Source organism: Alcaligenes faecalis, assembly GCF_009497775.1.
GTDB classification, from domain to species: Bacteria; Pseudomonadota; Gammaproteobacteria; order Burkholderiales; family Burkholderiaceae_B; genus Alcaligenes; species Alcaligenes faecalis_D.
In genome coordinates, this window is record NZ_CP031012.1 from 840419 (window position 1) to 866795 (window position 26377).

Genomic DNA, 26377 nt, shown 5'->3' on the forward strand with positions numbered 1-26377 from the left:
AATTTCTCTATTGTCGCAGGTTACAATGCATCTGTGAGGCAGGCTGGGCAGTCGCGGTACGCAAGTATCGAGGAAGGTCCGGACTCCATAGAGCAGGGTAGCGGCTAACAGCCGTCCGGCAAGGCTGGCATCACGTCAGATAAGCCGAGGACCAGGGCCACAGAGACGAGACCACAGCAAGGGCTTGCGCAAGCAGGCACAGATACGGCCACTTCCGTGTTTTCTTGCACTTCGGTGCAAAGTGCTGTGGGGTGAAACGCGGTAACCTCTACCCGGAGCAATACCAAATAGGCATACGCAGGCTTTTTAGCCGATAGGCGGCTCGTCTTAGTATGCGGGTAGGTAGCTAGAACCGGCCAGCAATGGTCGGTCCAGAGGAATGATTGCCGGTCAGCGGGTTCCCGCTGGCATACAGAATCCGGCCTATAGGCCTGTCTCACACTTCTCCTGGCATTCGCCACCAATTGCACCGATTTCGTACATTTGAAAGCAATTGTTAAGGATGTTGAATCCTTGGCAAGAGTCGCTTGTGCGCGTTTTTATAACAATTCACTTTTAATGCGCCCCGCAATTTCTTGATTTCACACAGTATTTTTTTTTAGCCACTTCTAGGATAGTGCGCTAAGTGCTTGTTGTGATTGAAAAAATTGCAACCACTGCCTTGACCGCAAAGGCTTTCCCCCGTAGAGTGGGGAAAAGTAGGAAATAGTGTAAAAAAGTGGGGGAAAAAAGTGTTCCAAGGCAGCAGCGCACTCACACTGGATGCTAAGGGTCGGATGTCCATTCCGACTCGGCACCGTGACGCGCTTTTGCAGCAGGAACAAGGCCGCTTGACCCTCACTCGCCATCCCGACGGCTGTTTGCTGGTGTATCCGCGCAGTGTGTGGGAAGAAAAGCGCGAACAAATTGCCCGCTTTCCCATGAGTGCCCGTTTCTTGCAACGCCTGCTGCTGGGCAGTGCTCAGGACGTTGATCTGGACTCCGCTGGTCGGATATTGATCGCTCCCGAACTGCGCACCGCAGTGGGGCTGGAGCGCGACGCCATGCTGCTGGGTATGGCCACCCATTTTGAGTTGTGGAATGCGCAGGAACTGGAACGCCGACAGGCCCAGGATCTGGCTGAAAACTCCACAGACGTATTCGACACTTTTTCTTTCTGAGTAAGTCATGACGCTGGTACATCGATCCGTGCTGCTGGAGCCTACGGTGGCGGCCCTCGTGGATCCGTCCTTTGAGGCCCGGCGCTGGGCGCAAAACCCCGAAATCCAGGGTTTGGTCGATGGTGTGTACGTAGATTGCACCTTTGGTCGTGGTGGTCACAGCCGTCTGTTGTTGTCGCACTTGAGCCCCCAGGGACGCCTGATCGTGATCGACAAGGATCCTCAGGCGATCGCCGTGGCCCAGGAGCTGGCGGCACAAGATAGCCGTGTGACGGTTGTACATAGTGGTTTTGGTGATCTGGCCCAGGCTCTGGACGAGCTGGATGTGGGGCCATTGCAAGGCGTCATGATGGATTTGGGCATTTCCTCGCCACAAATCGACGACGCAGAACGAGGTTTCTCTTTTATGCGCGAAGGTCCTCTGGACATGCGCATGGATACCAGCGGTGGTTTGACCGCTGAACAGTGGCTGGCCGAGGTCAGTGTAGAAGTTTTAAAGGAGGTCATTGCAGAATATGGCGAAGAACGGTTTGCTTTCCAGATTGCAAAGGCGATTGTTGATCGCCGCCAATCCCGCCCGCTACATACAACGCGTGATCTCGCCGAGCTCGTCGCCGGTGTCGTCCGCACGCGCGAAAAGGGTCAACATCCGGCAACCAGGACCTTCCAGGCTATACGGATTTACCTCAATCGTGAGCTCGAAGAGCTCGCGCACGCGCTTCCGTCAATTCTGAGTCGATTGGCGACTCGGGGCAGGCTTGCGGTGATTGCATTTCATTCACTGGAGGACCGCATGGTCAAACAGTTCATGAACGCAGCTGCGCGTCCCGCGCAGGAACAGTCACGTCTACCTATTCTTGAAAAAGACTTGCCCCAGCCTCTGGTGCAGTCTTTGGGCAGAATCTTGCCCACCGACGAGGAGTCCAGCGATAACCCCCGAGCCCGCTCGGCGGTATTACGTGTGGTGCAACGCACCGACACCCCCATCCCCCAGGACTGGATGCGCAGCGCCAGCGAGCGTCTGCTGCAACAGGCCGCCTATAGCCGACAGCCCGCCGGCAAGCGAGGCCGCCGATGATGCGCCTGGTCATCACCCTCTCTTTGGTGTTGATGCTTTCGGCCATCTCTTTGGTGACGGCGCGCTATCAGGCGCGCGAGCTGTTTGTGCAAACCGATCGTCTGGTCACCAAAGCCGGTGAACTGGATACGGACTGGCGTCGTCTGCAACTGGAGCGTGCCGAGCTGGCTCGCAACGCCCGGGTGGATGACATTGGTCGCAATGATCTGGGCCTGGTGCTCAGCACCCCTGAGCGCACCCTGTATCTGCAAGGTGGTCAGCTGAGCTCGAATCTGGCTCAGCCCGGAGGGCGGCCATGAGACGATTCGGCTATCACGATAATCCTGTTTTAAGCGTCCAGATTCCATTCTGGCGTTCGCGTTTGGTCCTGGTGCTTCTGTTCCTGGGCTTTGGCGCATTGATCGTCAAGGCCTTGTACTTGCAGGGCCTGTCTACCGAATTTCTGCAGCAGCAAGGCGAGCGTCGTTACGAGCGCACCCAGGTTCTGCCGCCCATGCGTGGGAAGGTTTTTGATCGTTCCGGGTCCGTGGTGCTGGCCTCCAGCGTGCCCGTCAAGGCAATCTGGGCCATTCCGGATGACGCCCGCAATGCCAAACCCGAGCAGATTGCTCAACTGGCCAAGTTGCTGGGTATGGGGCAGTCCGATATCGACCGTCGCCTGTCCGTTGAAGATCGCAACTTTGTCTACATCAAGCGTCAGGTAGACGTGGATGTGGCTGCCCAGATTGCCGAACTGAAGATTCCCGGTATTCACCAGCAGGAAGAAATGCGCCGCTTCTATCCCGAAGGGGATGTGATGGCGCACATTGTGGGTTTCACCAATATTGAAGACCAGGGCATTGAAGGCATTGAGCTGGCCTTTAATTCGGCCTTGTCGGGTACGCCCGGCTCGCGCCGCGTGATTCGTGACCGCCTGGGCCGTGTGGTTGAGGACGTGCGCGCCATTATCCCGCCTACGCATGGTCAGGATTTGCACCTGTCCATTGATGCCGGTTTGCAGTTTGATGCCTACACCGCGCTGAAAAAGGGGATGGAAGACGTCAAGGCCAATGCGGCTGCCGCTGTGGTCATGGATGTAAAAACCGGGGAAATTCTGGCCCTGGTGAACCTGCCTACCTATAACCCCAACGACAGGGACGACCGCAAAGGTCCGGCCCTGCGTAACCGTGCCCTGACTGACACTTTTGAGCCCGGCTCCATCATGAAGCCGTTCACCGTCGCCTTGGCGCTGGACATCAACCGCATCACCACCGCCACCCAGTTCAATACAGGCAATGGTCAGTATCGCTACCAGGGCAGTGTGATCAGCGACGTTAGCCGTAACAACGGCATGCTGGATGCCGCCGGCATTTTGCGACGCTCCAGCAATATTGGCATGACCATGATTTCCGAGCGTCTGACTTCTCAGGAAATGTGGAATAAATTTACCGAGCTAGGTTTTGGTCGTTCTCCTCAGGCTGACTTCCCCGGTATTGCCAGCGGACGGCTGCGCCCCTGGGAGCGCTGGCGTCCCATCGAGCGCGCCACCATGTCGTATGGCTATGGCCTGTCGGTTTCCCTGCTGCAAATTGCCCATGCCTACACGGCGTTTGCGCGTAATGGCGACATGGTTTCCATGACACTGCTCAAGCGGGACGGCAAACCTGCCAGCGTTCAGGTTTACACCCCCAAAGTGGCCGCCGAAGTGCGCGCCATGCTGGAAGCGGCCGCTGGTCCGGCCGGTGCCCGTCTGGCCCAGGTACAAGGCTATCGCGTGGCTGGCAAGAGCGGTACGGCCCGCAAGATCGTGGATGGCCGTTACAGCAAATCCCTGTATCGCGGCTCTTTTGTAGGCTTTGCTCCTGTCTCCGATCCTCGCATTGTGGTGGCCGTCACGATTGACGAACCACATAGCTCTAATTATTACGGCGGGCGTATTGCCGCGCCGATTTTTTCAGAAATTGTGGCCCGGAGCTTGCGACGCCTAGGCGTCCAGCCTGATGCGCCCATAGATTCGCTGGTGGCCGTTGGCCCCGGTGCGGAGAGAGTACGATGAACGCCGCAGCAATATTGGAGTGGCTGGCGCAGCATGTCGCGCCCACGGCTAATCTGTGTTTGGATTCCCGCCAGATCAAGGCGGGTGATGCGTTTTTTGCCTGCCGCGGCCATCAGGGTGATGGTCGTGAGTACGAAGTTCAGGCTGTGCAACAAGGTGCGGTTGCGATTGTGCGCGAGCAGGGCGATCAGGCGGTAGATCCCGGTGTACCTGTTTTGCAAGTTGCCAACCTCAGTGCCTTGTTGGGTGAAGTGGCTCATCAGTGGTGGGGTCGTCCTTCCGAGGAAATGACGGTCGTCGCGGTGACCGGAACCAATGGCAAGACCTCCACGGTGCAATGGGTGGCTTCGGCTCTGAACCATTCCCAAGTGCCTTGCGGCACCATTGGTACGCTGGGCGTGACCTTGCCTGACGGCTCCAATCTGGGTGGCGTACTGACGACGCCGGACGTGCTGACCGTACATCGCAGCTTGGCCGCCATTCGCGCCCAAGGTGGTAATGCCGTGGCGCTGGAAGCCTCGTCGATTGGCCTGGAGCAAGGCCGCCTGGACGGTGTCCGTATTGATATTGCCGGGTTCACCAACCTGACGCATGACCATCTGGACTATCACCACAGCATGGAAGAATACAAGCAGGCCAAGCTGCGCCTGTTTGGCTGGCCCGGTCTGCGTAGCGCTGTGGTGAACGCCGACGATGAAACTGGCCGTGAATTGATGCAGGCTGGTCTGGCTGCTCGTGTGATTTCGTACTCCATGAGCCAGCCTGGCGTGGATCTGCTGGCGCAAGACGTGCATACCGGCGCTGATGGCCAGGTATTCAATCTGGTCACTGCTCACGGTACTGCTCAAATTCTGACTCACCTGCTGGGCGAGCATAACGTCGCCAACCTCCTGCTGGTGGCCGGTGTGCTGCAAGAAGTGGGTTGGCCTGTGTCCAAGATCGCCCGCATCATGGACAAGCTGGAATCCGTTCCTGGCCGTCTGCAAATTGTGACGCCCAAGAGCACTGCCGGTCGTCAGCCTCTGCCTTTGGTAGTAGTCGATTACGCTCACACCGCTGATGCGTTAGAGCGTGCCCTGCAAGCGCTGCGTGAAGTGGCCAGCGTACGTGGCGGCAAGCTGATTTGCGTATTTGGTTGCGGCGGTAATCGCGACACCGCCAAGCGCCCCATCATGGGTGAAGTGGCTGCCCGTCTGGCCGACAGCGTTCTGGTTACGACCGACAACCCACGTTTTGAAGATCCTGCCGAAATCATTCGTCAGATTGTGGCCGGCATGCCTGAAGCGCCTGCCGTGCAAATGGATCGTGCTCGCGCCATCCTGTCTTCGATCTGGGCTGCCAGCCCCGAAGATATTGTCTTGCTGGCTGGTAAAGGCCACGAAACCTATCAGGAAGTGCAGGGCGAGCGCTCTGTGTTTGATGATTCCGACTGGGCCAAAGCCGCCTTGCTGTGGTTGCGTGGCGTGCGTTTGAGCACCGATTCCCGCAGCCTGACCAAAGGTGATGTGTTCCTGGCCCTGAGCGGCGAGCAGTTCGACGGCCACCGCTATCTGGAAAAAGCGAAAGAGCAGGGTGCGGTTGCCGCCATCGTGGCTCAGCGTGATGTCGAAGTCGAATTGCCACAAATTGTGCTGGGCGATACGCGTCGTGCCCTGATGACCTTGGCTACCGAATGGCGTTCGCGCTTTGACATCCCTGTCATTGGCGTGACCGGCAGCAATGGCAAGACCACGACTAAGGAAATGATTGCCGCTATCTTGCGCGCCTGGTTGGGCGAAGCAGAAAGTCTGGCAACTCGCGGTAATTTGAACAACGATCTGGGCGTCCCCCTGTCCATTCTGCGCTTGGGCTCCGGGCACAAGGCCGCCGTTCTGGAAATGGGCATGAACCACCCCGGCGAAATTGCCGTGCTGGCGTCCATGGCTCGCCCCACGATTGCCCTGATCAATAACGCGCAGCGCGAACACCAGGAGTTCATGCACAGCGTGGAAGCCGTGGCGCGTGAAAACGGTGCTGTTATCGACGCGCTGCCACAAGATGGTGCGCTGGTGATTCCTGATGACGATGCGTTCAGCGCCATGTGGGCTGAGCAAGCCGGTCAGCGCTCCGTATTGCGTTTTGGCCTGAGTGGTCAGGAAACCGTTTTTGCTGCCGATATGTTTGTCGAGCCCGCTCAAACCCGCTTTGTGCTGTATGTGGCAGGCCAGTCCTCTGCGCTGACCTTGCACAGCCCCGGTATCCATAACCTGCGTAATGCTTTGGCGGCTGCCGCTTGCGCCCATGCAGCCGGTGCTCCTTTGAGCGCGATTGTGCAGGGTCTGGAAAGCTTCCGTCCTGTTACGGGTCGTATGCAGCCCAAGCAGCTGTCTTCCGGTTACCAATTGATTGATGACACCTACAACGCCAACCCGGATTCGGTACGTGCTGCCATTGATGTGCTGGCACAGCTGAAAGGCCGCAAGGTGCTGGTGCTGGGCAATATGGCCGAGATCGGTGACAACAGCTCCGAATTGCACGCTGAAGTCGGTGCCTACGCCAAAGAGCGTGGCATGGATGAATTGCTGACCTTGGGTGGCGATGCCAGCCATGCCGCCCAGGCTTTTGGTGCGCGTGCGCACCAGTTCGAGACGCTGGAGGACATGGTGGCTTACCTGCTGGCTCTGGAGCCGTCCCATGTACTGATCAAGGGATCGCGCAGCGCCCGTATGGAGCGTGTGGTTGCCGCCCTGGAAAACCACTTCTCCCATAACGAAGGGGCCACTCATGCTTCTTGAACTGGCACGTTGGCTATCGGACGATCATATTCGCGCCTTTGGGGTGTTTGAGTACATCACCCTGCGTGCTATTTTGGCCAGCGCCACCGCGCTGGCGATTGGCTTGTTGGCAGGTCCCTGGGTGATTCGCAAGCTGACCGAACTGAAGATTGGTCAGGCTGTACGCGCTTACGGCCCTGAATCGCATTTGCAAAAGAATGGCACCCCCACCATGGGTGGCGTCCTGATCCTGATTTCTATCGGTATCAGTACCTTGTTGTGGGCAGACTGGACCAACCGCTTTGTGTGGGTTGTTCTGCTGGTGACTTTCGGTTTTGGCTGGATCGGTTGGGCAGACGACTACAAGAAAGTCGTCAACCGTGATCCCGAAGGCATGTCCTCGCGTCAGAAATTCTTCTGGCAAGCCCTGATCGGTATGGTTGCGGCTGTGTACCTGAGCTTTGCTGTTTCGGTGCCTGCCAATACTGAACTTTGGCCCTTGTTCAAAGAGTGGGTCTGGAGCGGCTTCACCATGCCACTGCCTACTCAGGCTGACCTGATCGTGCCGTTCTTCAAGTCCGTCAGCTACCCGCTGGGTGTGCTGGGCTTTGTGGTGCTGACCTGGGCGGTGATTGTTGGCTCCAGTAACGCCGTCAACCTGACGGACGGTCTGGACGGTCTGGCCATCATGCCTACCGTGCTGGTGGGCGCTGCCCTGGGCATTTTTGCCTATGTGGTTGGCCGGGTCGACTACTCCAAATATCTCTTGTTCCCTTATATCCCCGGCGCGGGCGAGCTGATGGTGATCTGTGCGGCCATTGCCGGTGCAGGTCTGGCCTTTCTGTGGTTCAACGCCTATCCCGCCCAAGTGTTCATGGGCGATGTGGGTGCCTTGGCCCTGGGTGGCGCGCTGGGCACGATCGCTGTGATCGTTCGCCAGGAAATCGTGCTGTTCATCATGGGTGGCGTGTTTGTGGTGGAAACCTTGTCGGTGATGTTGCAGGTGACCTGGTTCAAGTACACCAAAAAACGCTACGGGCAGGGCAGACGAATATTCCGTATGGCGCCGCTGCACCATCACTTTGAAGTCAGCGGCTGGAAAGAAACACAGGTGGTGGTTCGTTTCTGGATCATCACCATGATGCTGGTCATGGTTGGCCTGTCTACATTGAAACTGCGATGAATGCTTTGAGTTTTCCTTCGATCCGTAAAGACGGTCTCATGCTTATCCTGGGGTTAGGCGAGACAGGCTTTGCTGCGGCTCGCTGGTCTTTGGCCCAGGGGGCCAGCATTCGTTTGGCGGATACGCGCGAAAACGTGCAGGGTCTGGACAAGCTTCAGGCTCTGAGCAGCTCGCCTCTGGATGTACGTCTGGGGCAGAACGCCTTGCAGGCTGATAGCCTGAACGATGTGCACACCCTGGTGATCAGCCCCGGCTTGTCGCCTTTGGATCCGGCTCTGGCTGCCTTTTTTGCCCAGGCGCGTGATCGTGGAATCGAAGTCATTGGCGAGATCGAACTGTTCGCCCGTGCCTTGAAAGACCTGGCCGATCAAGGCCATGAAAGCCGTGTGGTGGCCATTACCGGCACCAATGGCAAGACTACCGTCACAGCCATGACACGCCACTTGCTGGAGCAAGCAGGTGTTTCTGCACTGGCCGTGGGCAATATCAGCCCTGCTGCGCTGACTGCTCTGTGCGACGCTCTGGAAAGCAATGCCTTGCCCCAAGTCTGGGTGCTGGAACTGTCCAGCTTTCAATTGGACAGCACCTTCAGCTTGCAGGCTGATGCTGGCGTTGTACTGAATATCTCCCAGGATCACCTGGACTGGCACGGCGGCATGGACGCCTATGTCGAGTCCAAACAACGCATGTACGGCATGTGCGATGTGACCTTGGTCAATCGCGATGATCCCGCCGTCATGGCCATGGTTCCCGATGCCAGCCAGGAGTCGGTACGCAGCTTCGGTTTGGACAAGCCTGCCTTGTTGGGCGATATGGGCTTGCTGACGGATGGCGGCATGCAATGGTTGGTGGCCAATGAGCCTACCGATTTTGAGCTGCCAGCCACCGGTCTGAAAAAACGTAATGCGCCGGCTGAGCCTGCCGTGCGTGGCAAGGGCGGCTTGAAACGCCTGATGCCGGTTGAGGCTTTGCAGATCAAGGGGCGTCACAACGCCTTGAATGCTCAAGCCGCCTTGTTGCTGGCTCGCTGCCTGGGTCTGGGTTGGGCTGAATTGCTCAACGGTCTGCGTACTTATCAAGGTGAACCGCACCGTGTCGAACTGGTGCGTGTGCTGGATGGTGTTCAGTATCTGGACGACAGCAAGGGCACCAACGTCGGTGCGACCGTCGCTGCCTTGCGTGGTTTTGATCAGCGTGTCTGGCTGATTGCCGGTGGTTTGGGCAAGGGTCAGGATTTTGAGCCGCTGGCTGTTGCCGCCGCCTCGAATGTGGCCGAAGTGTTTTTGATTGGGCAGGACGCCAAGCTGATCGCAGCTGAGCTGGACGCCCACGATGTCCGTCACCGTTTCTGCGATGGCCTGGAAGCCGCTGTGCAAGCCGCTGCCGAGCAGGCACGTTCGGGCGATGTGGTCTTGCTGTCCCCAGCTTGCGCCAGCATGGATATGTTCAAAAGCTATCACCACCGCGGCATGTGCTTTGTTGCCGCCGTGACCGAGATGGCACTGGATAGAGGAGAGCCGGCATGAGTCTGTTTGCTGAGCTGACCTCGGGTGTCAATGCCGTACGTCCAGGACGCACGGCATTGCCTGCGTTTGATCGCCCCTTGCTGGCCGCTACGCTGATGCTGACTCTGTTTGGTCTGCTGATGGTGTATTCGGCCTCGATCGCCTTGGCAGACGGACCGCGCTATGAAAGCTACGGTCGCTATTACTTTGTCATTCGCCACGCCTTGTTCATCGTGGTGGGTGTGGTGCTGGCCATGTTTACCGCTACCGTGCCCTTGCGCGTGTGGCAGAAGCTGGCTGTGCCCTTGTTTGCACTGGCTATTTTCCTCTTGATGGTCGTGTTGATTCCCGGAATTGGCCGTGAAGTGAACGGCGCACGTCGCTGGTTGCCATTGGGCATCATCAACTTCCAGCCCTCGGAACTGATGAAAGTGGCCATGGTGCTGTACGCCGCCGATTACACCGTGCGCAAGCAGCAGCACCTGCATACGTTTATACGAGGTTTCCTGCCCATGGCGGTGGCTCTGGGCCTGGTCGGTGTTCTGCTGTTGATGGAGCCTGACCTGGGTGCCTTCATGGTCATTGTGGCCATTGCGGTGGGCATTCTGTTCATTGGCGGAATTAACGGCAAGCTGTTCTCTGCCTTGCTGGGCATCATGGTCAGCAGCTTCCTCTTGCTGATCTGGCTTTCGCCCTGGCGTCGTGAACGTCTGTTCGTGTACCTGGACCCCTGGAATCCTGACAATGCCTATGGCAGTGCGTATCAGTTGTCGCACTCGCTGATTGCCTTGGGCCGTGGTGAATGGTTCGGCGTGGGCCTGGGTTCCAGCGTGGAAAAACTGCATTACCTGCCTGAAGCCCATACCGACTTTATCGTCGCGGTGATTGGTGAAGAGCTGGGCTTTGTCGGCGTGGCCGCCCTGATCCTGACTTTTGGCTTTGTCGTATGGCGCAGCTTCAATATCGGTCGTCAGGCCAGTGCCATGGATCGCTTGTTCAGCGGTGTGGTTGCTCAAGGTGTGGCGCTGTGGTTTGGCGTGCAGGCCTTTATCAATATCGGTGTGGTGCTGGGTCTTTTGCCTACCAAGGGTCTGACCTTGCCTTTGGTCAGTTACGGTGGTTCGGGCATTGTGATGAATCTGGTGGCTTTCGCCTTGTTGCTGCGGGTTGATTTTGAAAACCGGCAAATGATGCGAGGTAAGCGCACATGAGCACTCCAACCATCCTGATCATGGCAGGCGGCACAGGCGGGCACATCATGCCCGGACTGGCCGTAGCCGAAGCCATGCAGCAACGTGGCTGGCAAGTGTTGTGGCTGGGTCATCCCGAGCGTATGGAAGGTAGCTTGGTCCCACAGCATGGGATTAAAATGCTGCCTCTGCGATTTTCCGGATTACGAGGCAAAGGCGTGAAGGCATTGCTCTCTTTACCCTTTACCTTGATCAGTGCCTGCTGGCAGGCACATCGCTGCCTGCAAGAAGCCAAGCCGGATGTGGTCCTGGGTATGGGCGGCTACGTGGCCTTCCCCGGTGGTCTGATGTCTTTTGTCTCGCGTCGCCCACTGGTAGTGCACGAGCAAAATGCGGTGGCCGGAACGGCGAATCGCTATCTGGCCAAAATGGCGACCAGCGTATTGACTGGCTTCCCCGGTGCCTTGCCTGGTGCTGTCACCGTGGGCAACCCTGTGCGCGATGCGTTCGTAGGCCAGGGCCCAGCAGCGGAGCGTTACGCCAAACGTAGTGGACCACTGCGCATTCTGGTGGTGGGCGGCAGCCTGGGTGCCGCAGCGCTGAATAAAGTGGTGCCTGAAGCCATGGCGCTGATCCCTGCCGAGCAGCGGCCGCATGTCACGCATCAGTCGGGTCAGCAGCATCTGGAAAGCCTGCAGCAAAGCTACGCCGACAATCAGGTACAGGCCGACTGCAAAGCCTTTATTGGCGATATGGCCCAGGCCATGAAAGAGGCCGATGTGCTGATTTGCCGTGCCGGCGCCATGACCGTCGCGGAAGTCGCCGCAATCGGTGTTGCAGCCTTGTTTGTGCCGCTGCCGCACGCGATTGACGATCACCAGACAGCCAACGCCCGTTACCTGAGCGAATGCTCGGGTGCGTGGCTCAAGAAACAATCGGAGTTGACGGCCCAGTGGCTTGCACAGTGGTTGCAAGGACTGGACCGTGAAGAATTAAGTCGTGTGGCAAGCCACGCGCAAGAACATGCACAGTTGAATGCCACGCAGCAGATTGCCGAAGCATGTCAGCAGGCGGCAAGGAGGGTGGGATGAAACACCGCATTCAACGTATTCATTTTGTAGGGATAGGCGGCTCGGGCATGAGCGGTATTGCCGAAGTCATGCTGAACCTGGGCTTTGCCATCAGTGGTTCGGATATTCAGGAAACGGCGGTGACCCGTCGTCTGGAACAGCTGGGTGCTCGTATCGTGATCGGCCATAAAGCCGAGAACGTCGCTGGCATGGGCGCTATCGTCACTTCCACTGCCATTGCGGGCGACAACCCCGAAGTGCTGGCCGCGCGTGCTGCCCGTATTCCGGTGGTGCCTCGCGCCCTGATGCTGGCCGAGCTGATGCGCCTGAAGCGCGGCATTGCCGTGGCCGGTACGCACGGCAAGACCACCACCACCAGCCTGGTAGCCAGCCTGCTGGGCGCGGCTGATCTGGACCCCACTTTTGTGATCGGTGGCCGCCTGAATTCGGCCGGTGCCAATGCCCGTCTGGGGCAGGGTGACTATATCGTGGTGGAAGCCGACGAGTCCGATGCTTCTTTCTTGAATCTGTTGCCGGTGATGGCCATCATCACCAATATCGACGTAGACCATATGGACACCTATGGTCATGACGTTGCCCGACTGAAAAGCGCCTTCATCGACTTCACGCACCGCCTGCCGTTTTACGGCAGCGCCATCGTGTGCAACGACGATGCGAATGTGCGCGAAATCATTCCTTTTGTATCGCGCCCTGTCACGACTTACGGCATTGATACCGATGCCCAGGTCCGCGCGGTCAACATCGAAAGCCGTGGCACCACCATGTGTTTTGACGTGCAGCGCAAAGGAGCCACAGGCGATCTTCCTCTGCTGTCCGTGTGCCTGAATCTGCCCGGAAAACACAATGTACTCAATGCCTTGGCAGCCATTGCGGTGGCCACTGAACTGGGTGTCAGCGACGAGGTTATTGCCCGTGGCCTGAAAGAGTTCACTGGCGTAGGTCGTCGCTTCTCCATGGTGGGTGACTTCCCGGTTTCCCAGGCGCAAGGCGGTGGCACGTTTACCGTTGTTGACGATTATGGTCACCATCCTGTCGAAATGGCTGCTACCTTGGCGGCCGCACGGGGTGCTTGGCCTGATCGCCGTATCGTGTTGGCCTTCCAGCCACACCGTTACACGCGTACCCGTGATTGCTTTGAAGATTTCGTGCAGGTACTTAGCCAGGCCGACGCGGTCCTCCTTGGAGAGGTCTATCCCGCAGGCGAGGCTCCCCTTGTGGCCGCCGATGGCCGTGCCTTGAGTCGCGCAGTGCGTGTGCTCGGCAAGGTCGAACCCATTTTCGTGGCCGAAATCAGCGATATGGCACAAGCCGTTCTGGACTTTGTCCGTGACGGTGATGTGGTGTTGGTAATGGGTGCAGGGTCCATCAGCCGGATCCCTGCTCAATTGGGAGAAATGGCATGACAGCGGATTTTGGTCGAGTCGGCGTGTTGTACGGCGGCAAGTCCGCCGAACGTGAAGTGTCCTTGATGTCTGGCGCAGGCGTGCATGAAGCCCTGTGCAGCATGGGCGTGGACGCGCATTTGTTCGATATGGGCGAGAAAGGACTGACCGAACTGGCTCAGGCCGGTTTTGACCGCGTGTTTATTGCTTTGCATGGTCGTTACGGCGAAGACGGCACCTTGCAGGGTGCTCTGGAATGGATGGGCATCCCTTACACCGGCAGCGGTGTGATGGCCTCCGGCCTGGCCATGGACAAGATCATGACCAAGCACGTCTGGCAGCACCTGGGCTTGCCCACTCCCGGCTTTGCGCAACTGGATCATGTCAGCCAGGTTGCTGCGGCAGTCGAGCGTCTGGGTGTGCCCCTGATCATGAAACCGCCCCATGAAGGTTCCACCGTGGGTGTGGTGCGTGTGGATCGCGCCGAAGAAGCTGTTGCCGCCTTTGAAACCGCCATGCATTACGACACAGTCGTGCTGGCTGAGCAATTCATTCGTGGTCGCGAGCTGACAGTGCCCATCATCGGCGTGGGTGCCCAGGCACGTGCCTTGCCCGTGATCGACATCGTGGCCCCGCAAGGCAATTACGACTTTGAGCACAAGTACTACTCGGATGAAACCCAATACTTCTGTCCCGCTGATCTGTCGCCTGAACTGACGGCGCATATCCAGGATTTGTCGGTTCGTGCTTTTAATGCACTGGGCTGTGAAGGCTGGGGCCGTGCCGACTTTATGCTGGACGAGCAGAACCGCCCCTGGCTGCTGGAGATGAACACCTCTCCTGGCATGACCAGCCACTCTTTGGTGCCGATGGCGGCCAAAGCAGAGGGCACCAGCTATGCCCAGTTGTGCGTGAACATTTTGGCAACGGCGCGCTGCAAAGTGCAGGCCATTGCTCGCAGCCTATAGAACGGGGAGCCTGATTCATGTTTTCCGATGCACGTCTGACCAACCTGATCGCCAATACGCTGGCTTTGCTAGCGGTATCGGCATTGGTGATCGGTGTTGTGTTCTGGGCTGTGCGTCGTCCGTACTTCAATATCGAGCGCATTCAGATCGAGTCCTCGCAAGGTGAGCCCTTGGCGTATGTGACTCCTGAAGGGGTGAAAGCCACGATCGCCGGTCGCCTGCAAGGTAACTTCTTCACGGTAGATCTGGACAAGTCCCGCGCTTTGATTGAAACGGCCCCTTGGGTGCGACGCGCGCAGATTCGCCGCGTCTGGCCCAACAGCCTGTCGGTACGGATTGAAGAACAGCAGCCGCTGGCTTATTGGAACGAAGACGAAATGATCAACACCTGGGGTGAATCATTTTCGGCCAATAAAGCCGTGGTGCCTGACGATGTGGATTTGCCCCAGTTAAGCGGTCCTCCGAATTCGGAGCGTCTGGTGGTGCAACGGTATGCCGAGCTGGCCCGCTGGTTTGGCCCCCTGGATGTGCAGGTCAGCGAAGTGACCCTGAGCCCGCGCTATGCCTGGGATGTGGTGTTGTCTAACGGTATGCAGTTGAGCCTGGGCCGTGACCCGGCCGCTGATATTGCAGACCCTCACGGCCGTAAAGGGGCTTTGCCCTTTGCGGTACGAATTGAACGATTTGTGCAGGCATGGCCTGCCTTGATGCAGCGGCTTGGCGACCGTGCTTTGCAAAGTGCCGACTTACGTTACCCGAATGGCTTTGCGATAACGCTGGCTCCGGTTTCATCTACCCCTGTGAAGTAAAGAACATATGACTCGTGACATCAAAGACCTGATCGTTGCATTGGACATCGGCACCAGCAAAGTCGTTGCGGTGGTGGCCGAAGTGCTGCCGGAAGGCCGGTTTGAAGTGCTTGGTCTGGGCCAGCATGAATCCCAGGGCATGCGCAAAGGGGTAGTCGTCAATATCGAGACGACGGTCAATTCCATCCAGCGCGCTCTGGAAGAGGCGGAGCTGATGGCCGATTGCAAGATCCGTGAGGTCTATACCGGAATTGCAGGCAGCCACATCACCAGCTTCAACTCCAGCGGCATGGTGGCGGTGAAAGACAAGGAAGTAACGGCAACCGATGTGGCGCGTGTGATCGAAACGGCCAAGGCCGTGAACATCCCCACCGACCAGCAAGTGCTGCATGTGCTGACGCAGGAATTCATTGTGGATTCGCAGGAAGACATCCGCGAGCCCATCGGCATGAGTGGTCTGCGTCTGGAAGTGCGGGTGCACATTGTGACCGGTGCCGTCAGTGCGGCGCAGAACATCGTCAAGTGCGTGCGTCGTTGCGGTCTGGAAGTGCAGGATCTGATTTTGCAGCCTCTGGCCTCCAGCCTGTCCTGCCTGACGGCGGACGAGAAAGAGCTGGGCGTGGTGCTGGTGGACATTGGTGGCGGCACGACCGACATCGCCATCTACACCGGCGGTGCGATCCGTCATACCGACGTGATCCCGATCGCGGGCGACCAGATCACCAGCGATATTGCCGCCATGTTGCGTACGCCTACGCCGGATGCGGAAGAGATCAAGTTGCGCTTTGGTGTGGCCAAGCAATCGCTGGCCCATCCGGAAGAAATGATTGAAGTGCCCGGCTTGGGTGATCGCCCCAACCGTCAGGTCAAGCGCCAGGCTTTGGGTGCCGTGATCGAGCCGCGTGTGGAAGAGCTGTTCACCTTTGTGCAGCAAAGCCTGCGCGAGTCGGGCTACGAAGATTTGTTGTCCTCGGGCGTGGTGCTGACCGGTGGTACGGCCATGTTGCCGGGCATCGTGGAGTTGGCCGAGGACGTGTTCCTGAAACCTGTGCGTATCGCCGTGCCCAGCTACGAAGGCAGCCTGGCCGATGTGATGCGCAACCCACGTTTTTCGACAGTGATGGGTCTGCTGACCGAAGCACGTCTGCAAAGCGCTCGTGGCCGCAAAGTGGCCCAGCAAAAGGGCAGCGTGAAAGGTCTGATGGCACGCATGAAGGAATGGTTCATGAATTAAGGGCGTTGCAAGACGCTCAGGTCGGGCAGCCTGAAAGGGCGGTCCAGGAGGCAGTTCAAACCGGTTGCGAACCCCTTGGTTGGCAGGTGTTTTGAGCTGATTCCAAATTTCAGTTGTATCGGGGAAGTACGTAGAAACTTGACTAATTAAGTGTTTGAGTGGGAGTCAATCATGATGAACTTTGAAATGTTAGATACCAGCAGTAGCGGCACGGTCATCAAGGTCGTGGGCGTGGGCGGCGCAGGCGGCAACGCTGTGACGCATATGATCAACTCTGGTGTTCAGGGCGTTGATTTCATCTGCGCCAATACCGACTCGCAGGCTCTGGCCAGCAGTGATGCACCTATCCAGATCCGTCTGGGCCGCAGCGGCCTGGGCGCCGGTGCCAAGCCTGACCAAGGCCGTGCGGCTGCTGAAACGGCTCGCGAAGAAATTCGTGCAGCTTTGAACGGTGCCAATATGGTGTTTATCACGGCCGGTATGGGCGGTGGCACCGGTACGGGCGCCAGCCCCGTTGTGGCTGAAGTGGCCAAGGAATTGGGCATTTTGACCGTGGGCGTGGTCACCAAACCTTTCTCTTTTGAAGGCAACCGCCGTTTGCGCATGGCCGAAGAAGGGATCGAGGAGCTGAGCAAGCATGTTCACTCCCTGATCGTTGTATTGAACGAAAACCTGTACGACTTGATGGATGAGGACGCAACACAGTCCGATTGCTTCAAGGCAGCTGACGATGTCTTGCACAATGCCTGCGCCGGTATTGCCGAGATCATCAATGTTGAAGGTAACGTGAACGTCGACTTTGAAGACGTGAAGACCATCATGGGTGAGCAAGGCCAGGCCATGATGGGTACGGCAGTGGCTTCCGGCTCGAACCGCGCTCGTGAAGCGGCCGAGCGTGCCATCGCTTGCCCATTGCTGGAAGGTGTGGACCTGCACGGTGCCCGCGGCATGCTGGTGAACATCACGTCCTCGGCATCCCTGAAGATGCGCGAAACGCGCGAAATCATGGACACCATCCGTGGCTACGCTGCAGAAGACGCCACCGTTATCTTCGGTACGGCTTACGATGAATCCATGGGCGACAGCCTGCGTGTTACTGTTGTGGCTACCGGCCTGGGTCGCAAACAAGCGCGCCCACAGTTGGTACAAAACAACGAAGAAGTGTTACGTACAGGTACGGACAACATGCCTGTCATCGGTGTGGATTACGCCAACGCCGACGTGCCAGCCGTCATCCGCAACCCACGCAGCCAGGCCTCGGCCCAGGTACGTGCTTTGGAGACAGCCGGTATGGATCACTTCGATATTCCGGCGTTCTTGCGCAAGCAGGCTGATTAAAAATCAGGTTCGGCGATTACCCGAGTTGCCAATTTGATTTCTCCCACGACTCCCCCTGGGCGTTCGCGCTCAGGGGGCGTAAGTGCCTTGTTGTGTCGTGGTGTTTGACGCTTGACAATTGCGTATGTTTTTAGAAAGCGTATAGTGGATAACCCGTATTACGGTTACAATAGTCTTTGCGAACAACACTTTACAAATACAAGAATAGCCATGCTTCGTCAGCGCACCATTAAAAATGTCATCAGTACCAAAGGGGTCGGCCTGCACTCCGGTCGTCGTGTCGAACTGACATTACGCCCTGCCGCGCCTGACACGGGTATTGTGTTTCACCGTATTGATCTGCCGGAAATCGTGGATTTACCCGCGCAAGCCGACAAGGTCGGTGGCACGCGTATGGCTTCGGTGCTGATCAAGGACAATGTCCGGGTTTCAACCGTAGAGCATCTGATGTCCGCCATTGCTGGCCTGGGCATTGATAATCTGCACGTGGACCTGACGGCTGAAGAAGTGCCCATCATGGATGGCAGCGCCGGCACATTCGTGTATTTGTTGCGTTCGGCGGGCTTGCAAGAGCAGGAAGCCGCCAAGAAGTTTTTGCGTGTCCTCAAACCCATTGAAGTCTCCGAAGGCGAGGGACAGGACATCAAGTGGGCCCGTCTGGAGCCCTACGAAGGCTTTGCCCTTCAGTTTTCTATCGATTTTCACCACCCGGCTATTGATGCAACGGCCAATTTTGCCGAGGTGGATTTTGCGCATGACTCGTACGTGAAGACCATCTCACGTGCGCGCACTTTCGGGTTCGCCAGCGAAGTGGAAGCTTTGCGTGCGGCCGGTCTGGCCCGTGGCGGCAGTTTGGACAATGCCATCGTCATGGACGAGTACCGTGTTCTGAATAGCGACGGTCTGCGTTACGAGGACGAGTTCGTCAAGCACAAGATTCTTGATGCCATTGGCGACTTGTACCTGATTGGCCACCCCCTGATTGCACGCTATGTGGCGTGCAAATCCGGCCATGGTTTGAACAACCAGTTGGCGCGCGCCTTGCTCGCCGCCCAGGATAGCTGGGAAATGGTGACTTTCGAGTCTGCTGCCAGTGCACCCCACGCTTTTTCCAGCGAGTGGAAATTCGCTTGATGCTTGCGTAGGGGCCCACCTTGGTGCTGTGTTTAGCCGCGATGATGACGCAACAAGCGTTCGATGGCTTGCGCCAAGGGACCTTGCGGCAATGAGTCATGCAGCTTTTCAAATGATTCCAAGGCCCGTTCGTCCAGGACTTGTACCTGGCGTGCGGGCTTTTCTGTCACAGCTGCAAACAAATGGGCTTGCACGTGGACCAGCGCCTCGCTAATGTTCCAGCCAGCGGCATTCATCTGCCGTGTGACAGTAGGCAAAAGCTGACGCAGCTTGGCTGCATGCGCCGCGCTGGGAACTGCCAGCGTCAATTGCTGTCTGTCTATACGGGCTACTTTACAAGCCTTGCCCAAAGCAGGTGGCAAGGCTTTGCTTACATGGGTCTGAGCCGCCATCAGCTGCCGGGCCATTTCCAGTACCTGGGAACCTTGCTGGTCGCTGGCCAGCCAACCCAAAGCGTGGCTTTGCCCGCTACTGCGTTTTGGCGCGGATGAGGAAAAAGGGGGCTTCCAGGTCATGTTCGAGGTTATACGAGAGTGGATCAACATAAAGACTATACGTCCTTAGATAGTAAAGCCAAAGGGGTGCGCCGCACGGTGATCGCCCTGGTGGCTTTGGTATCGCTGGGCGTTTCCGCCGCCGCGGGAGCTCTGGTGCAGTCGCACTGGGGGGACCGCAGCGGCGTGTCGCTGGACGCGGATATGGCCCAAAGCCAGGCCGCTGCCATGCAGGACAACGTTACCCGTCTGGCTGAAAAAGTCGGCGGTTTGCAGGCCAAGCTGATCGAGATGGACGGAGTCAGCAAGCGCGTGGCCAAGGCGGCCGGGATCGAATACACCGATCCGGAGCTGGCCGGTGCCATGCCCGTGCAGGATCTGGCCGTCATGGACAGCATGGATGGCGCTGACCTGGTCTGGAACGCCGACCGTTTGGGCGAGCAGCTGGATAATCTGGCCAAACAGATGTCCGAGCAGCAGGACTGGTTCCAGATGCTGGATACGGTGCTGACCGAGCGCACCGGCAACGAAGCCCGCCTGCCCAATTATCGTCCAGTGGATTATGACGAGGTGGCTTCCTCCTTTGGCTGGCGTCGTCACCCGATTTCGGGTCGCCACGCCTTGCACGAGGGGCTGGATTTCCCGGCTCCCAAGGGCACGCCTATTTATGCGGCTTCTGGCGGAGTCGTGTCCGAAGCCCGCTATATGACAGGCTACGGCAAGCTGGTGGAAATCAATCACGGCAATGGCATGAGCACGCGATACGCCCATGCGTCATCAATCGTTGTTAAATTAGGCGACGTAGTAGAAAAAGGGCAGTTGATCGCCCGCGTCGGATCTACCGGGCAGTCCACAGGCTCACACCTGCACTTTGAAGTGCGTATGGCCGGACATGCGCTGGATCCCAAGCTTTTTCTGCCGGCGCGTGAGTATGTAGAACAGCAGATCGCGCAATTGGATTCGGACAAGTAGTTCCGTCTTGCAGCATGTGCGTTAAACTGATTGTTTGCTTGCGCATCCCTTTTAACCAGAGATAGGCTCGAGGCACAGATTCAAGCCCTTGCGGCCTCGCCTACATTGACGACACAAGAATGGTTTCATTGCTGAAAAAGCTTATTGGCAGTCGTAACGACCGACTGCTCAAACAGTACCGTAAGCAGGTCGCCCAGATTAATGCTCTTGAGCCTACTATTCAGGGCCTGAGTGACGAGGCCTTGGCAGCCAAGACGCAGGAGCTGCGTCAACGTGTTCAGGATGGCGCCTCGCTTAACTCGCTCTTGCCCGAGGCTTTTGCCATCGTGCGCGAGGCGGGTATCCGTGTATTTGGCATGCGCCACTTTGACGTGCAGATGCTCGGTGCCATTGCCTTGCACAACGGCAAGATTTCCGAAATGCGTACGGGTGAGGGTAAAACCCTGACCGCGACCCTGGCCGTGTACCTGAATGCACTGTCCGGCAAGGGCGTGCACGTGGTGACCGTCAACGATTACCTGGCACGACGCGACGCGGGCTGGATGGGCCGTCTGTACAACTTCCTGGGTCTGAGCGTGGGTGTGGTGGTTCCCCAGCAAGACAATGCCGAGAAGATTGCCGCCTACCAGGCCGACATTACCTACGGTACCAATAACGAATTTGGTTTTGACTACCTGCGCGACAATATGGAATACCGCGCCGAGGATCGCCGCCAGCGCGGTTTGTCCTACGCGATTGTCGACGAAGTTGACTCCATCCTGATCGACGAAGCCCGTACTCCGCTGATTATCTCCGGCCAGGCCGAAGACAATACCGAGCTGTACGTGCGCATGAACGTGGTTCCGCCCATGCTGACCCGCATGACGCAAGAGCCTCGTCCACACGAGCCCGAGCCCGAAGGCGACTTCTGGGTCGACGAAAAGGGCCAGCAGGTTCATATCTCCGAAGCCGGCCACGAGCGTGCCGAGCAGATTCTGACCGACATTGGTCTGCTGCCCGAAGGCGAATCGCTGTACGAGCCACGCCACATTTCCCTGATGCACCACCTGATGGTCGCTCTGCGCGCCCACAACCTGTTCTTCCGCGACCAGCAATACGTGGTCCAGGACGGCGAAGTGGTGATCGTGGATGAATTCACGGGCCGCTTGATGGCAGGTCGCCGTTGGTCCGATGGCTTGCACCAGGCCGTGGAAGCCAAGGAAGGCGTTCGCATCCAGAACGAAAACCAGACACTGGCTTCGATTACCTTCCAGAACTACTTCCGTATGTACGACAAGCTGTCCGGCATGACGGGTACGGCCGATACCGAAGCCTACGAGTTCCAGGAAATCTATAGCCTTGAAACCGTCATCATTCCACCGAATCGTCCGCTCGCCCGTAAGGACCAGAACGACCAGGTCTTCAAAACCGATGACGAAAAATTCAATGCCATTCTGAAAGACATTCAGGACTGCCACGAACGTGGTCAGCCTGTTCTGGTGGGTACCACCAGCATTGAAAACTCCGAGCTGATCTCCACGCGCCTGAACGCCGCTGGCGTCAAGCACGAGGTTCTGAACGCCAAGCAACACGCCCGTGAAGCCGATATCGTGGCTGAAGCCGGTATGCCTGGCCACGTGACTATCGCCACCAATATGGCCGGTCGTGGTACGGACATTGTGCTGGGCGGCAGCATCGAGCGTGCCATTTCCCAGGTGCGTGAAGACGAATCCCTGAGCGCTGAGCAGAAAGAATCCCAGATTCAGGCTATTCGTGCTGCGTGGGAGCCATTGAACCAGCAGGTCAAACAGGCTGGTGGTTTGCGCATTATTGGTACCGAGCGTCACGAATCCCGCCGTATCGACAACCAGTTGCGTGGTCGTGCCGGTCGTCAGGGTGACCCAGGCTCCTCGCGTTTTTACCTGTCGCTGGAAGATTCGCTGATGCGCATCTTCGCTGGTGATCGTGTGCGCGCCATTATGGAACGTCTGCGTTTGCCGGAAGGCGAGCCTATCGAAGCCCGCATGGTGACCCGTTCCATCGAGTCGGCCCAGCGCAAGGTTGAAGCCCGCAACTTCGATATTCGTAAACAGCTGTTGCAGTACGACGACGTGGCCAATGATCAGCGCAAGGTGATCTACGCCCAGCGTAACGAAGTGCTGGAATCGGCTGATATTGCCGACACCATCAGCAGCCTGCGTGAAGCCGCCGTCAGCCGTCTGTTCCGTGAATACGTGCCGCAAGACACGATGGAAGAGCAATGGGATATCCCTGGCCTGACCACTGCTTTGCAAAGCACCTTCCAGATTGAGCTGCCTTTGGCTGAAATGCTGGAGAAAGAGTCCAATCTGACCGACGACGATTTGCATGATCGCGTCATCGAAGAATCCCAGCGTCTGCTGCAAGCCAAGATTGACCTGGTGGGCCAGCCTAACTGGGGCAACTTCGAGCGTTCCGTGCTTCTGCAGTCCATTGATACGCAATGGCGTGGCCATTTGCAGGCTCTGGACCACCTGCGTCAGGGTATTCATCTGCGCGGTTACGCCCAGAAAGACCCCAAACAGGAATACAAGCGCGAAGCTTTCGAGCTGTTCTCCGACATGCTGGACCGTGTGCGTGATGAAGTGGTCAAAGTGCTGATGACCGTGCGCATCCAGACACCGGAGCAGGTCGAGGAAGCGGCTGTTGAAGTTCCTGCCAATTCCAATGTCCGTTTCCATCATTCTGATTACGACGCTGCCCTGAGCGGTGAAGATCCCGGTCTGGATGAAGCGGCCAAGGGCGAAGTGCCACGCGTGGGCCGTAACGATCCTTGCCCATGCGGCAGCGGCAAGAAATACAAGCAGTGCCACGGACGTTTGAGCTGATTCAGGCTCAAGCCGCCCAGCCTGCAGGCTGTTAGCAGCAAACCCCATGTGCCTCTGGCCCATGGGGTTTTTTCTTGGGCGACGGCCTTGTTTTTGCTGGCTGATGTCAGGTTAGGTGCATCGTGATCATCTGGAGCCTTATTTCCCTGTAAGCTACGGGTCGCAGCCTGGTGGTTACCGGCTGCGGCTTATCGTTTTTTCTGTGTATTTCTTCTATGACAACATCTCCCTTATTGCATCGCGTTGCCCTGATCGGGGCGGGCGAAGTCGCGCGGTTTTATAGCGCAGCCTTGAAGTCGGCGGGTGTGCAGGTGCCATTTATCCTGGTGCGCCGGGAGAGTGCGGCAGCCAGTGAACTGGCCCAGCAATTGGGAGCACAGCTGTGTTCGCAGGCGGATGCGCGCTGGCAGGATCTGGACGGGGTGTTGTCGGCTGTCACGGGGACGCAGGCATATGTAGTGGCCAAGGCCGTCATGCCGCACTTGTCCGCAGGGACCTTGTACATGGATTTGTGTACGGCCGAGCCTCAGGACATGGAAAGCATGGACGTTCTGGCGCAACAGCAGGGAATCGAGCTGGCTGATCTGGCGATTATGGGCTCCGTGCCCTCTACAGGCGCTCAGACAGCTTTGTTGGCAGCAGGGCAGGGGGCAGGCAGGGCAGCGACCTTCTGGCAGGCTCAAGGCGCTCCTGTGCGTATCTTGCCGGGACAGGCTGGGGATGCGATGCGCCTGAAGCTGCTGCGCAGCCTGATGACCAAGGGGCTGGAGGCCTTGGGGATTGAAAACCTGATGCTGGCCGAACGCATGGGCTTGCGGGCCGAGCTGTATGAAGTGCTGGAGGATTTGAACCAGCGGGGCTTGCAGGACTTTATGGAATCCTGCTTGCGTAGCCATCTGGTGCACGGCGTGCGCCGCCGTGACGAGGTTCTGCAAGTGCGTCGTCAGCTGGAGCTGGCAGGCATCGCACCAAGAGTGACCAATGGCGTACTGGATTTCTTTGAGCACACAGCGCAGACTGAGTCTCTGCAAAGAGCTCAGGCCGTGGGGACGCAGGAGAGTCTGGAAGTGTTTCTGGAAGAGGCCCGGCTGCCGTCTTCTCGGTCTTAGTTGCCTGGAAGGACAGTTTGGTGCTCGCGTCAGATGCTTCGCGTCTGAGTGTGAGGCAGACATAAAAAAACCGGCCAGGAGCCGGTTTTTTTAATCATGCCCGCGGGCGATTTACAGCAGGAACACCGTCGCCAGTCCCAGGAACAGCAGGAAGCCCAGCGAGTCCGTCGCAAAGGTCAGCAGTACCGAGGAACCCACAGCGGGGTCATTACCAAAGCGGTCACGCAGAATCGGGATCATTACGCCCAGTGCCGCGCCAATCAGCATATTGCCGATCATGGCGGCCATCATCACGGCGGCAATTGCGATCGAGCCGGAGATGAACCAGGCAAAGAAAGCCGTCACCGCACTGCCACAGACACCGACCAGAAAGGTCACCAGCAGCTCGCGCTTGATCAGTGGCAGGACGTTGGACCCCGTGACACGGCCTGTGGCAATGGCACGAATAATCATGGTCATGGTCTGGTTGCCGGAGTTGCCGCCAATACCGGCCACAATCGACATCAGGAAAGCCAGGATCACGATGTGGCTGACGGTGTCCTCAAAGCGCGAGGCAATGAACGAAGCCGTTGCCGCCGTACAGAGGTTGATCAGCAGCCAGGGAGCCCGGTTGCGGATAGCCGTACGGATAGGCGAGAAAATGTCGTCCTCTTGCAGACCGGCGCGAGACAGGGCTTGTTCCTCCGAGTCCTCTTGCAGCACGTCCACCACTTCGTCAATGGTGACTCGGCCAATCAGGCGGCCAATATCGTCCACCACGGGTGCAGACACCAAGTCATAACGCTCAAATGCCCCGGCAGTATCCGAGTCCGAATCCAGCGGATTCAAAGCCAGATAATCGGTGGACATGACAGAGGACACCAGCGTTTCAGGTTCGCTGACCAGCATGCGGGTCAGGGATAGCGTGCCTTGCAGTTTGTCGGCACGGTCCACCACGAAAATCTGGTCAGTATGGTCGGGCAGTTCCTGCAAACGACGCAGGTAACGCAAGACCACTTCCAGGGTCACGTCCTCGCGCACACGCACCATGTCAAAGTCCATGATGGCACCCACCGTATCTTCGGGGTAGCCCATGGCTTCGATCAGTTGCGCACGCTCTTCGTCTGTCAGGCCGCGCTGCACGGCTGCCACCACATCGGGCGGCAAGTCAGGCACCAGGTCGGCAATCTCGTCGGCATCCATATTGCCGGCGGCGGCGATCAGGTCCGCGGCGTCCATGGAGCGAATCAGCGACTCACGCGCCCAGTCCGCTACTTCCAGCAGCACGTCTGCATCGTGCTCGGCATCCACCAACTGCCAGATGGCCTGGCGTTCCAGCTCGGGCAAGGACTCCAGAATGAAGGCAATGTCGGCCGGGTGCAGATCGTTCAGGATGGACTTGATCTCGCTCTCATGCTGGCGATGGATCAAGCCCTCAAGCAGGTTGGAGCGGTCGTCGTCCTCGAACTGGCGCTGGGCCAGTGACTCTACGACTTCCTGGCGCTTGAGGATGTTCTTCAGGCGATAAAGTGCCTGCTGCGCATCCTCGGGCTCCAGGCGGCGTGGCTTGGGAGTGTCACTGGGCGAAGTAGGGGGTACCAGGTTTTCCTGCATAGGCCTGCCTGTCACGAATACTTAGAGAGGGGGCAGCGGGCGGCTGCGGCGCTCGTCATCGGTGGCCACATAGGTCAGTGTGGCTTCCGTTACCTTGACCGTTTCCAGTTGCAGGCGTTTGCGTTCTGCATACACTTCCACCGACACCGTAATGGAGGTGCGGCCGGTTTTGATGATTTCCGTGTAGAAGCTCAGCAAATCACCCACAAACACGGGCTGCTTGAAGGTGAAGGCATTCACGGAAATCGTGGCAACCCGGCCTTGGGCGCGTCGTGTTGCAGGAATCGCTCCGGCAATGTCCACCTGGGACATGATCCAGCCACCAAACACGTCACCGTGAATATTGGCGTCCGTGGGCATGGGCATGACGCGCAGGGTGGGGGCTCCGTCCGGGAGCGCAGAGATGTTGCTTGAAGTAGTCACAAATACTCCCGTATTGGAAGAAAGGGTGGTGGGACAGATGCCCGTCGCGCGGGACGCACGCCGTCAACAATAGAACCTGC

The 26377-nt window shown here is 58.0% G+C and carries 21 protein-coding genes and 1 other RNA gene; 19 read left to right on the plus strand and 3 right to left on the minus strand.

The genetic code is table 11. The features are described 5' to 3' along the window. The first annotated feature begins 35 nt into the window (after positions 1-35). The 16 genes from rnpB (at position 36) to lpxC (ending at position 18860) form a co-directional block, all read left to right on the plus strand. An RNA gene (rnpB, locus tag DUD43_RS03860) (RNase P RNA component class A) lies at positions 36-442 on the plus strand. Positions 443-731: 289 nt separating this feature from the next. After that, positions 732-1160, plus strand: coding sequence for a division/cell wall cluster transcriptional repressor MraZ (mraZ, locus tag DUD43_RS03865; protein ID WP_009455053.1), 429 nt, complete (start codon positions 732-734; stop codon positions 1158-1160). Positions 1161-1167: 7 nt separating this feature from the next. Then, positions 1168-2238, plus strand: coding sequence for a 16S rRNA (cytosine(1402)-N(4))-methyltransferase RsmH (rsmH, locus tag DUD43_RS03870; protein WP_026485172.1), 1071 nt, complete (start codon positions 1168-1170; stop codon positions 2236-2238). Continuing rightward, the gene (ftsL, locus tag DUD43_RS03875) at positions 2235-2537 is read left to right on the plus strand and encodes a cell division protein FtsL (protein ID WP_153229227.1); all 303 of its coding nucleotides are present in this window, start codon (positions 2235-2237) and stop codon (positions 2535-2537) included. Before rsmH ends, ftsL begins: the two co-directional genes overlap by 4 nt. After that, positions 2534-4273: a peptidoglycan D,D-transpeptidase FtsI family protein gene (locus DUD43_RS03880; protein ID WP_153229228.1), complete on the plus strand. Its 1740-nt coding sequence runs from the start codon at positions 2534-2536 to the stop codon at positions 4271-4273. Before ftsL ends, DUD43_RS03880 begins: the two co-directional genes overlap by 4 nt. Continuing rightward, positions 4270-7047 (plus strand): bifunctional UDP-N-acetylmuramoyl-L-alanyl-D-glutamate--2,6-diaminopimelate ligase MurE/UDP-N-acetylmuramoyl-tripeptide--D-alanyl-D-alanine ligase MurF, encoded by a 2778-nt coding sequence (gene murF, locus DUD43_RS03885; protein ID WP_153229229.1) that lies wholly within the window; start codon positions 4270-4272, stop codon positions 7045-7047. Before DUD43_RS03880 ends, murF begins: the two co-directional genes overlap by 4 nt. After that, positions 7037-8209 carry a phospho-N-acetylmuramoyl-pentapeptide-transferase gene (gene mraY / locus DUD43_RS03890; protein WP_153229230.1) on the plus strand — a complete coding sequence of 391 codons (1173 nt, stop codon included), beginning with the start codon at positions 7037-7039 and terminating at the stop codon, positions 8207-8209. Before murF ends, mraY begins: the two co-directional genes overlap by 11 nt. After that, the gene (murD, locus tag DUD43_RS03895; protein ID WP_153229231.1) at positions 8206-9735 is read left to right on the plus strand and encodes a UDP-N-acetylmuramoyl-L-alanine--D-glutamate ligase; all 1530 of its coding nucleotides are present in this window, start codon (positions 8206-8208) and stop codon (positions 9733-9735) included. The genes mraY and murD overlap by 4 nt, the downstream gene beginning before the upstream one ends. Then, the gene (ftsW, locus tag DUD43_RS03900; RefSeq protein ID WP_042483439.1) at positions 9732-10925 is read left to right on the plus strand and encodes a putative lipid II flippase FtsW; all 1194 of its coding nucleotides are present in this window, start codon (positions 9732-9734) and stop codon (positions 10923-10925) included. Before murD ends, ftsW begins: the two co-directional genes overlap by 4 nt. Next, positions 10922-11995: an undecaprenyldiphospho-muramoylpentapeptide beta-N-acetylglucosaminyltransferase gene (gene murG, locus DUD43_RS03905; protein ID WP_153229232.1), complete on the plus strand. Its 1074-nt coding sequence runs from the start codon at positions 10922-10924 to the stop codon at positions 11993-11995. Before ftsW ends, murG begins: the two co-directional genes overlap by 4 nt. Further along, positions 11992-13398: a UDP-N-acetylmuramate--L-alanine ligase gene (gene murC / locus DUD43_RS03910; protein WP_153229233.1), complete on the plus strand. Its 1407-nt coding sequence runs from the start codon at positions 11992-11994 to the stop codon at positions 13396-13398. Before murG ends, murC begins: the two co-directional genes overlap by 4 nt. Then, the gene (locus DUD43_RS03915; RefSeq protein ID WP_153229234.1) at positions 13395-14345 is read left to right on the plus strand and encodes a D-alanine--D-alanine ligase; all 951 of its coding nucleotides are present in this window, start codon (positions 13395-13397) and stop codon (positions 14343-14345) included. Before murC ends, DUD43_RS03915 begins: the two co-directional genes overlap by 4 nt. Positions 14346-14362: 17 nt before the next feature. Further along, positions 14363-15154 (plus strand): cell division protein FtsQ/DivIB, encoded by a 792-nt coding sequence (locus tag DUD43_RS03920; protein ID WP_153229235.1) that lies wholly within the window; start codon positions 14363-14365, stop codon positions 15152-15154. 7 nt (positions 15155-15161) lie between these two features. Next, a complete protein-coding gene (ftsA, locus tag DUD43_RS03925; protein ID WP_009455039.1) occupies positions 15162-16388 on the plus strand; it encodes a cell division protein FtsA in 1227 nt (408 codons plus the stop codon). Between the two features lie 171 nt (positions 16389-16559). Continuing rightward, positions 16560-17726 (plus strand): cell division protein FtsZ, encoded by a 1167-nt coding sequence (gene ftsZ, locus DUD43_RS03930; protein WP_153229236.1) that lies wholly within the window; start codon positions 16560-16562, stop codon positions 17724-17726. A gap of 210 nt (positions 17727-17936) precedes the next feature. Next, the gene (gene lpxC / locus DUD43_RS03935; protein WP_153229237.1) at positions 17937-18860 is read left to right on the plus strand and encodes a UDP-3-O-acyl-N-acetylglucosamine deacetylase; all 924 of its coding nucleotides are present in this window, start codon (positions 17937-17939) and stop codon (positions 18858-18860) included. Between the two features lie 32 nt (positions 18861-18892). Here the strand turns inward: lpxC and DUD43_RS03940 are convergent, their stop codons facing one another. Continuing rightward, on the minus strand, positions 18893-19375 hold the full coding sequence (locus tag DUD43_RS03940; RefSeq protein ID WP_115634326.1) for a DciA family protein: 483 nt from the start codon (positions 19373-19375) through the stop codon (positions 18893-18895). A gap of 18 nt (positions 19376-19393) precedes the next feature. Here DUD43_RS03940 and DUD43_RS03945 point away from each other — a divergent pair, with 18 nt between their 5' ends. From DUD43_RS03945 to DUD43_RS03955, 3 genes are all read left to right on the plus strand, one after another. Next, on the plus strand, positions 19394-20326 hold the full coding sequence (locus DUD43_RS03945) for a M23 family metallopeptidase (protein WP_153229239.1): 933 nt from the start codon (positions 19394-19396) through the stop codon (positions 20324-20326). Positions 20327-20445: 119 nt separating this feature from the next. After that, complete coding sequence (gene secA, locus DUD43_RS03950; protein ID WP_153229240.1) at positions 20446-23172, plus strand: preprotein translocase subunit SecA; 2727 nt, start codon at positions 20446-20448, stop codon at positions 23170-23172. A gap of 215 nt (positions 23173-23387) precedes the next feature. Next, positions 23388-24281 (plus strand): NAD(P)-binding domain-containing protein, encoded by an 894-nt coding sequence (locus tag DUD43_RS03955; RefSeq protein WP_153229241.1) that lies wholly within the window; start codon positions 23388-23390, stop codon positions 24279-24281. Between the two features lie 111 nt (positions 24282-24392). Here the strand turns inward: DUD43_RS03955 and mgtE are convergent, their stop codons facing one another. Continuing rightward, positions 24393-25874 (minus strand): magnesium transporter, encoded by a 1482-nt coding sequence (gene mgtE / locus DUD43_RS03960; RefSeq protein WP_153229242.1) that lies wholly within the window; start codon positions 25872-25874, stop codon positions 24393-24395. A gap of 21 nt (positions 25875-25895) precedes the next feature. Next, complete coding sequence (locus DUD43_RS03965; RefSeq protein ID WP_003803527.1) at positions 25896-26240, minus strand: acyl-CoA thioesterase; 345 nt, start codon at positions 26238-26240, stop codon at positions 25896-25898. Between the last annotated feature and the right edge of the window lie 137 nt (positions 26241-26377).

Bases quoted from the DNA above. Each gene is read 5' to 3' on its own strand.
- rsmH (WP_026485172.1), top strand. From the start codon at position 1,168: ATGACGCTGGTACATCGATCCGTGCTGCTGGAGCCTACGGTGGCGGCC.
- ftsL (WP_153229227.1), top strand. From the start codon at position 2,235: ATGATGCGCCTGGTCATCACCCTCTCTTTGGTGTTGATGCTTTCGGCC.
- DUD43_RS03880 (WP_153229228.1), top strand. From the start codon at position 2,534: ATGAGACGATTCGGCTATCACGATAATCCTGTTTTAAGCGTCCAGATT.
- murF (WP_153229229.1), top strand. From the start codon at position 4,270: ATGAACGCCGCAGCAATATTGGAGTGGCTGGCGCAGCATGTCGCGCCC.
- mraY (WP_153229230.1), top strand. From the start codon at position 7,037: ATGCTTCTTGAACTGGCACGTTGGCTATCGGACGATCATATTCGCGCC.
- murD (WP_153229231.1), top strand. From the start codon at position 8,206: ATGAATGCTTTGAGTTTTCCTTCGATCCGTAAAGACGGTCTCATGCTT.
- ftsW (WP_042483439.1), top strand. From the start codon at position 9,732: ATGAGTCTGTTTGCTGAGCTGACCTCGGGTGTCAATGCCGTACGTCCA.
- murG (WP_153229232.1), top strand. From the start codon at position 10,922: ATGAGCACTCCAACCATCCTGATCATGGCAGGCGGCACAGGCGGGCAC.
- murC (WP_153229233.1), top strand. From the start codon at position 11,992: ATGAAACACCGCATTCAACGTATTCATTTTGTAGGGATAGGCGGCTCG.
- DUD43_RS03915 (WP_153229234.1), top strand. From the start codon at position 13,395: ATGACAGCGGATTTTGGTCGAGTCGGCGTGTTGTACGGCGGCAAGTCC.
- DUD43_RS03920 (WP_153229235.1), top strand. From the start codon at position 14,363: ATGTTTTCCGATGCACGTCTGACCAACCTGATCGCCAATACGCTGGCT.
- ftsA (WP_009455039.1), top strand. From the start codon at position 15,162: ATGACTCGTGACATCAAAGACCTGATCGTTGCATTGGACATCGGCACC.
- ftsZ (WP_153229236.1), top strand. From the start codon at position 16,560: ATGATGAACTTTGAAATGTTAGATACCAGCAGTAGCGGCACGGTCATC.
- lpxC (WP_153229237.1), top strand. From the start codon at position 17,937: ATGCTTCGTCAGCGCACCATTAAAAATGTCATCAGTACCAAAGGGGTC.
- DUD43_RS03940 (WP_115634326.1), bottom strand. From the start codon at position 19,375: ATGACCTGGAAGCCCCCTTTTTCCTCATCCGCGCCAAAACGCAGTAGC.
- secA (WP_153229240.1), top strand. From the start codon at position 20,446: ATGGTTTCATTGCTGAAAAAGCTTATTGGCAGTCGTAACGACCGACTG.
- DUD43_RS03955 (WP_153229241.1), top strand. From the start codon at position 23,388: ATGACAACATCTCCCTTATTGCATCGCGTTGCCCTGATCGGGGCGGGC.
- mgtE (WP_153229242.1), bottom strand. From the start codon at position 25,874: ATGCAGGAAAACCTGGTACCCCCTACTTCGCCCAGTGACACTCCCAAG.
- DUD43_RS03965 (WP_003803527.1), bottom strand. From the start codon at position 26,240: ATGCCCATGCCCACGGACGCCAATATTCACGGTGACGTGTTTGGTGGC.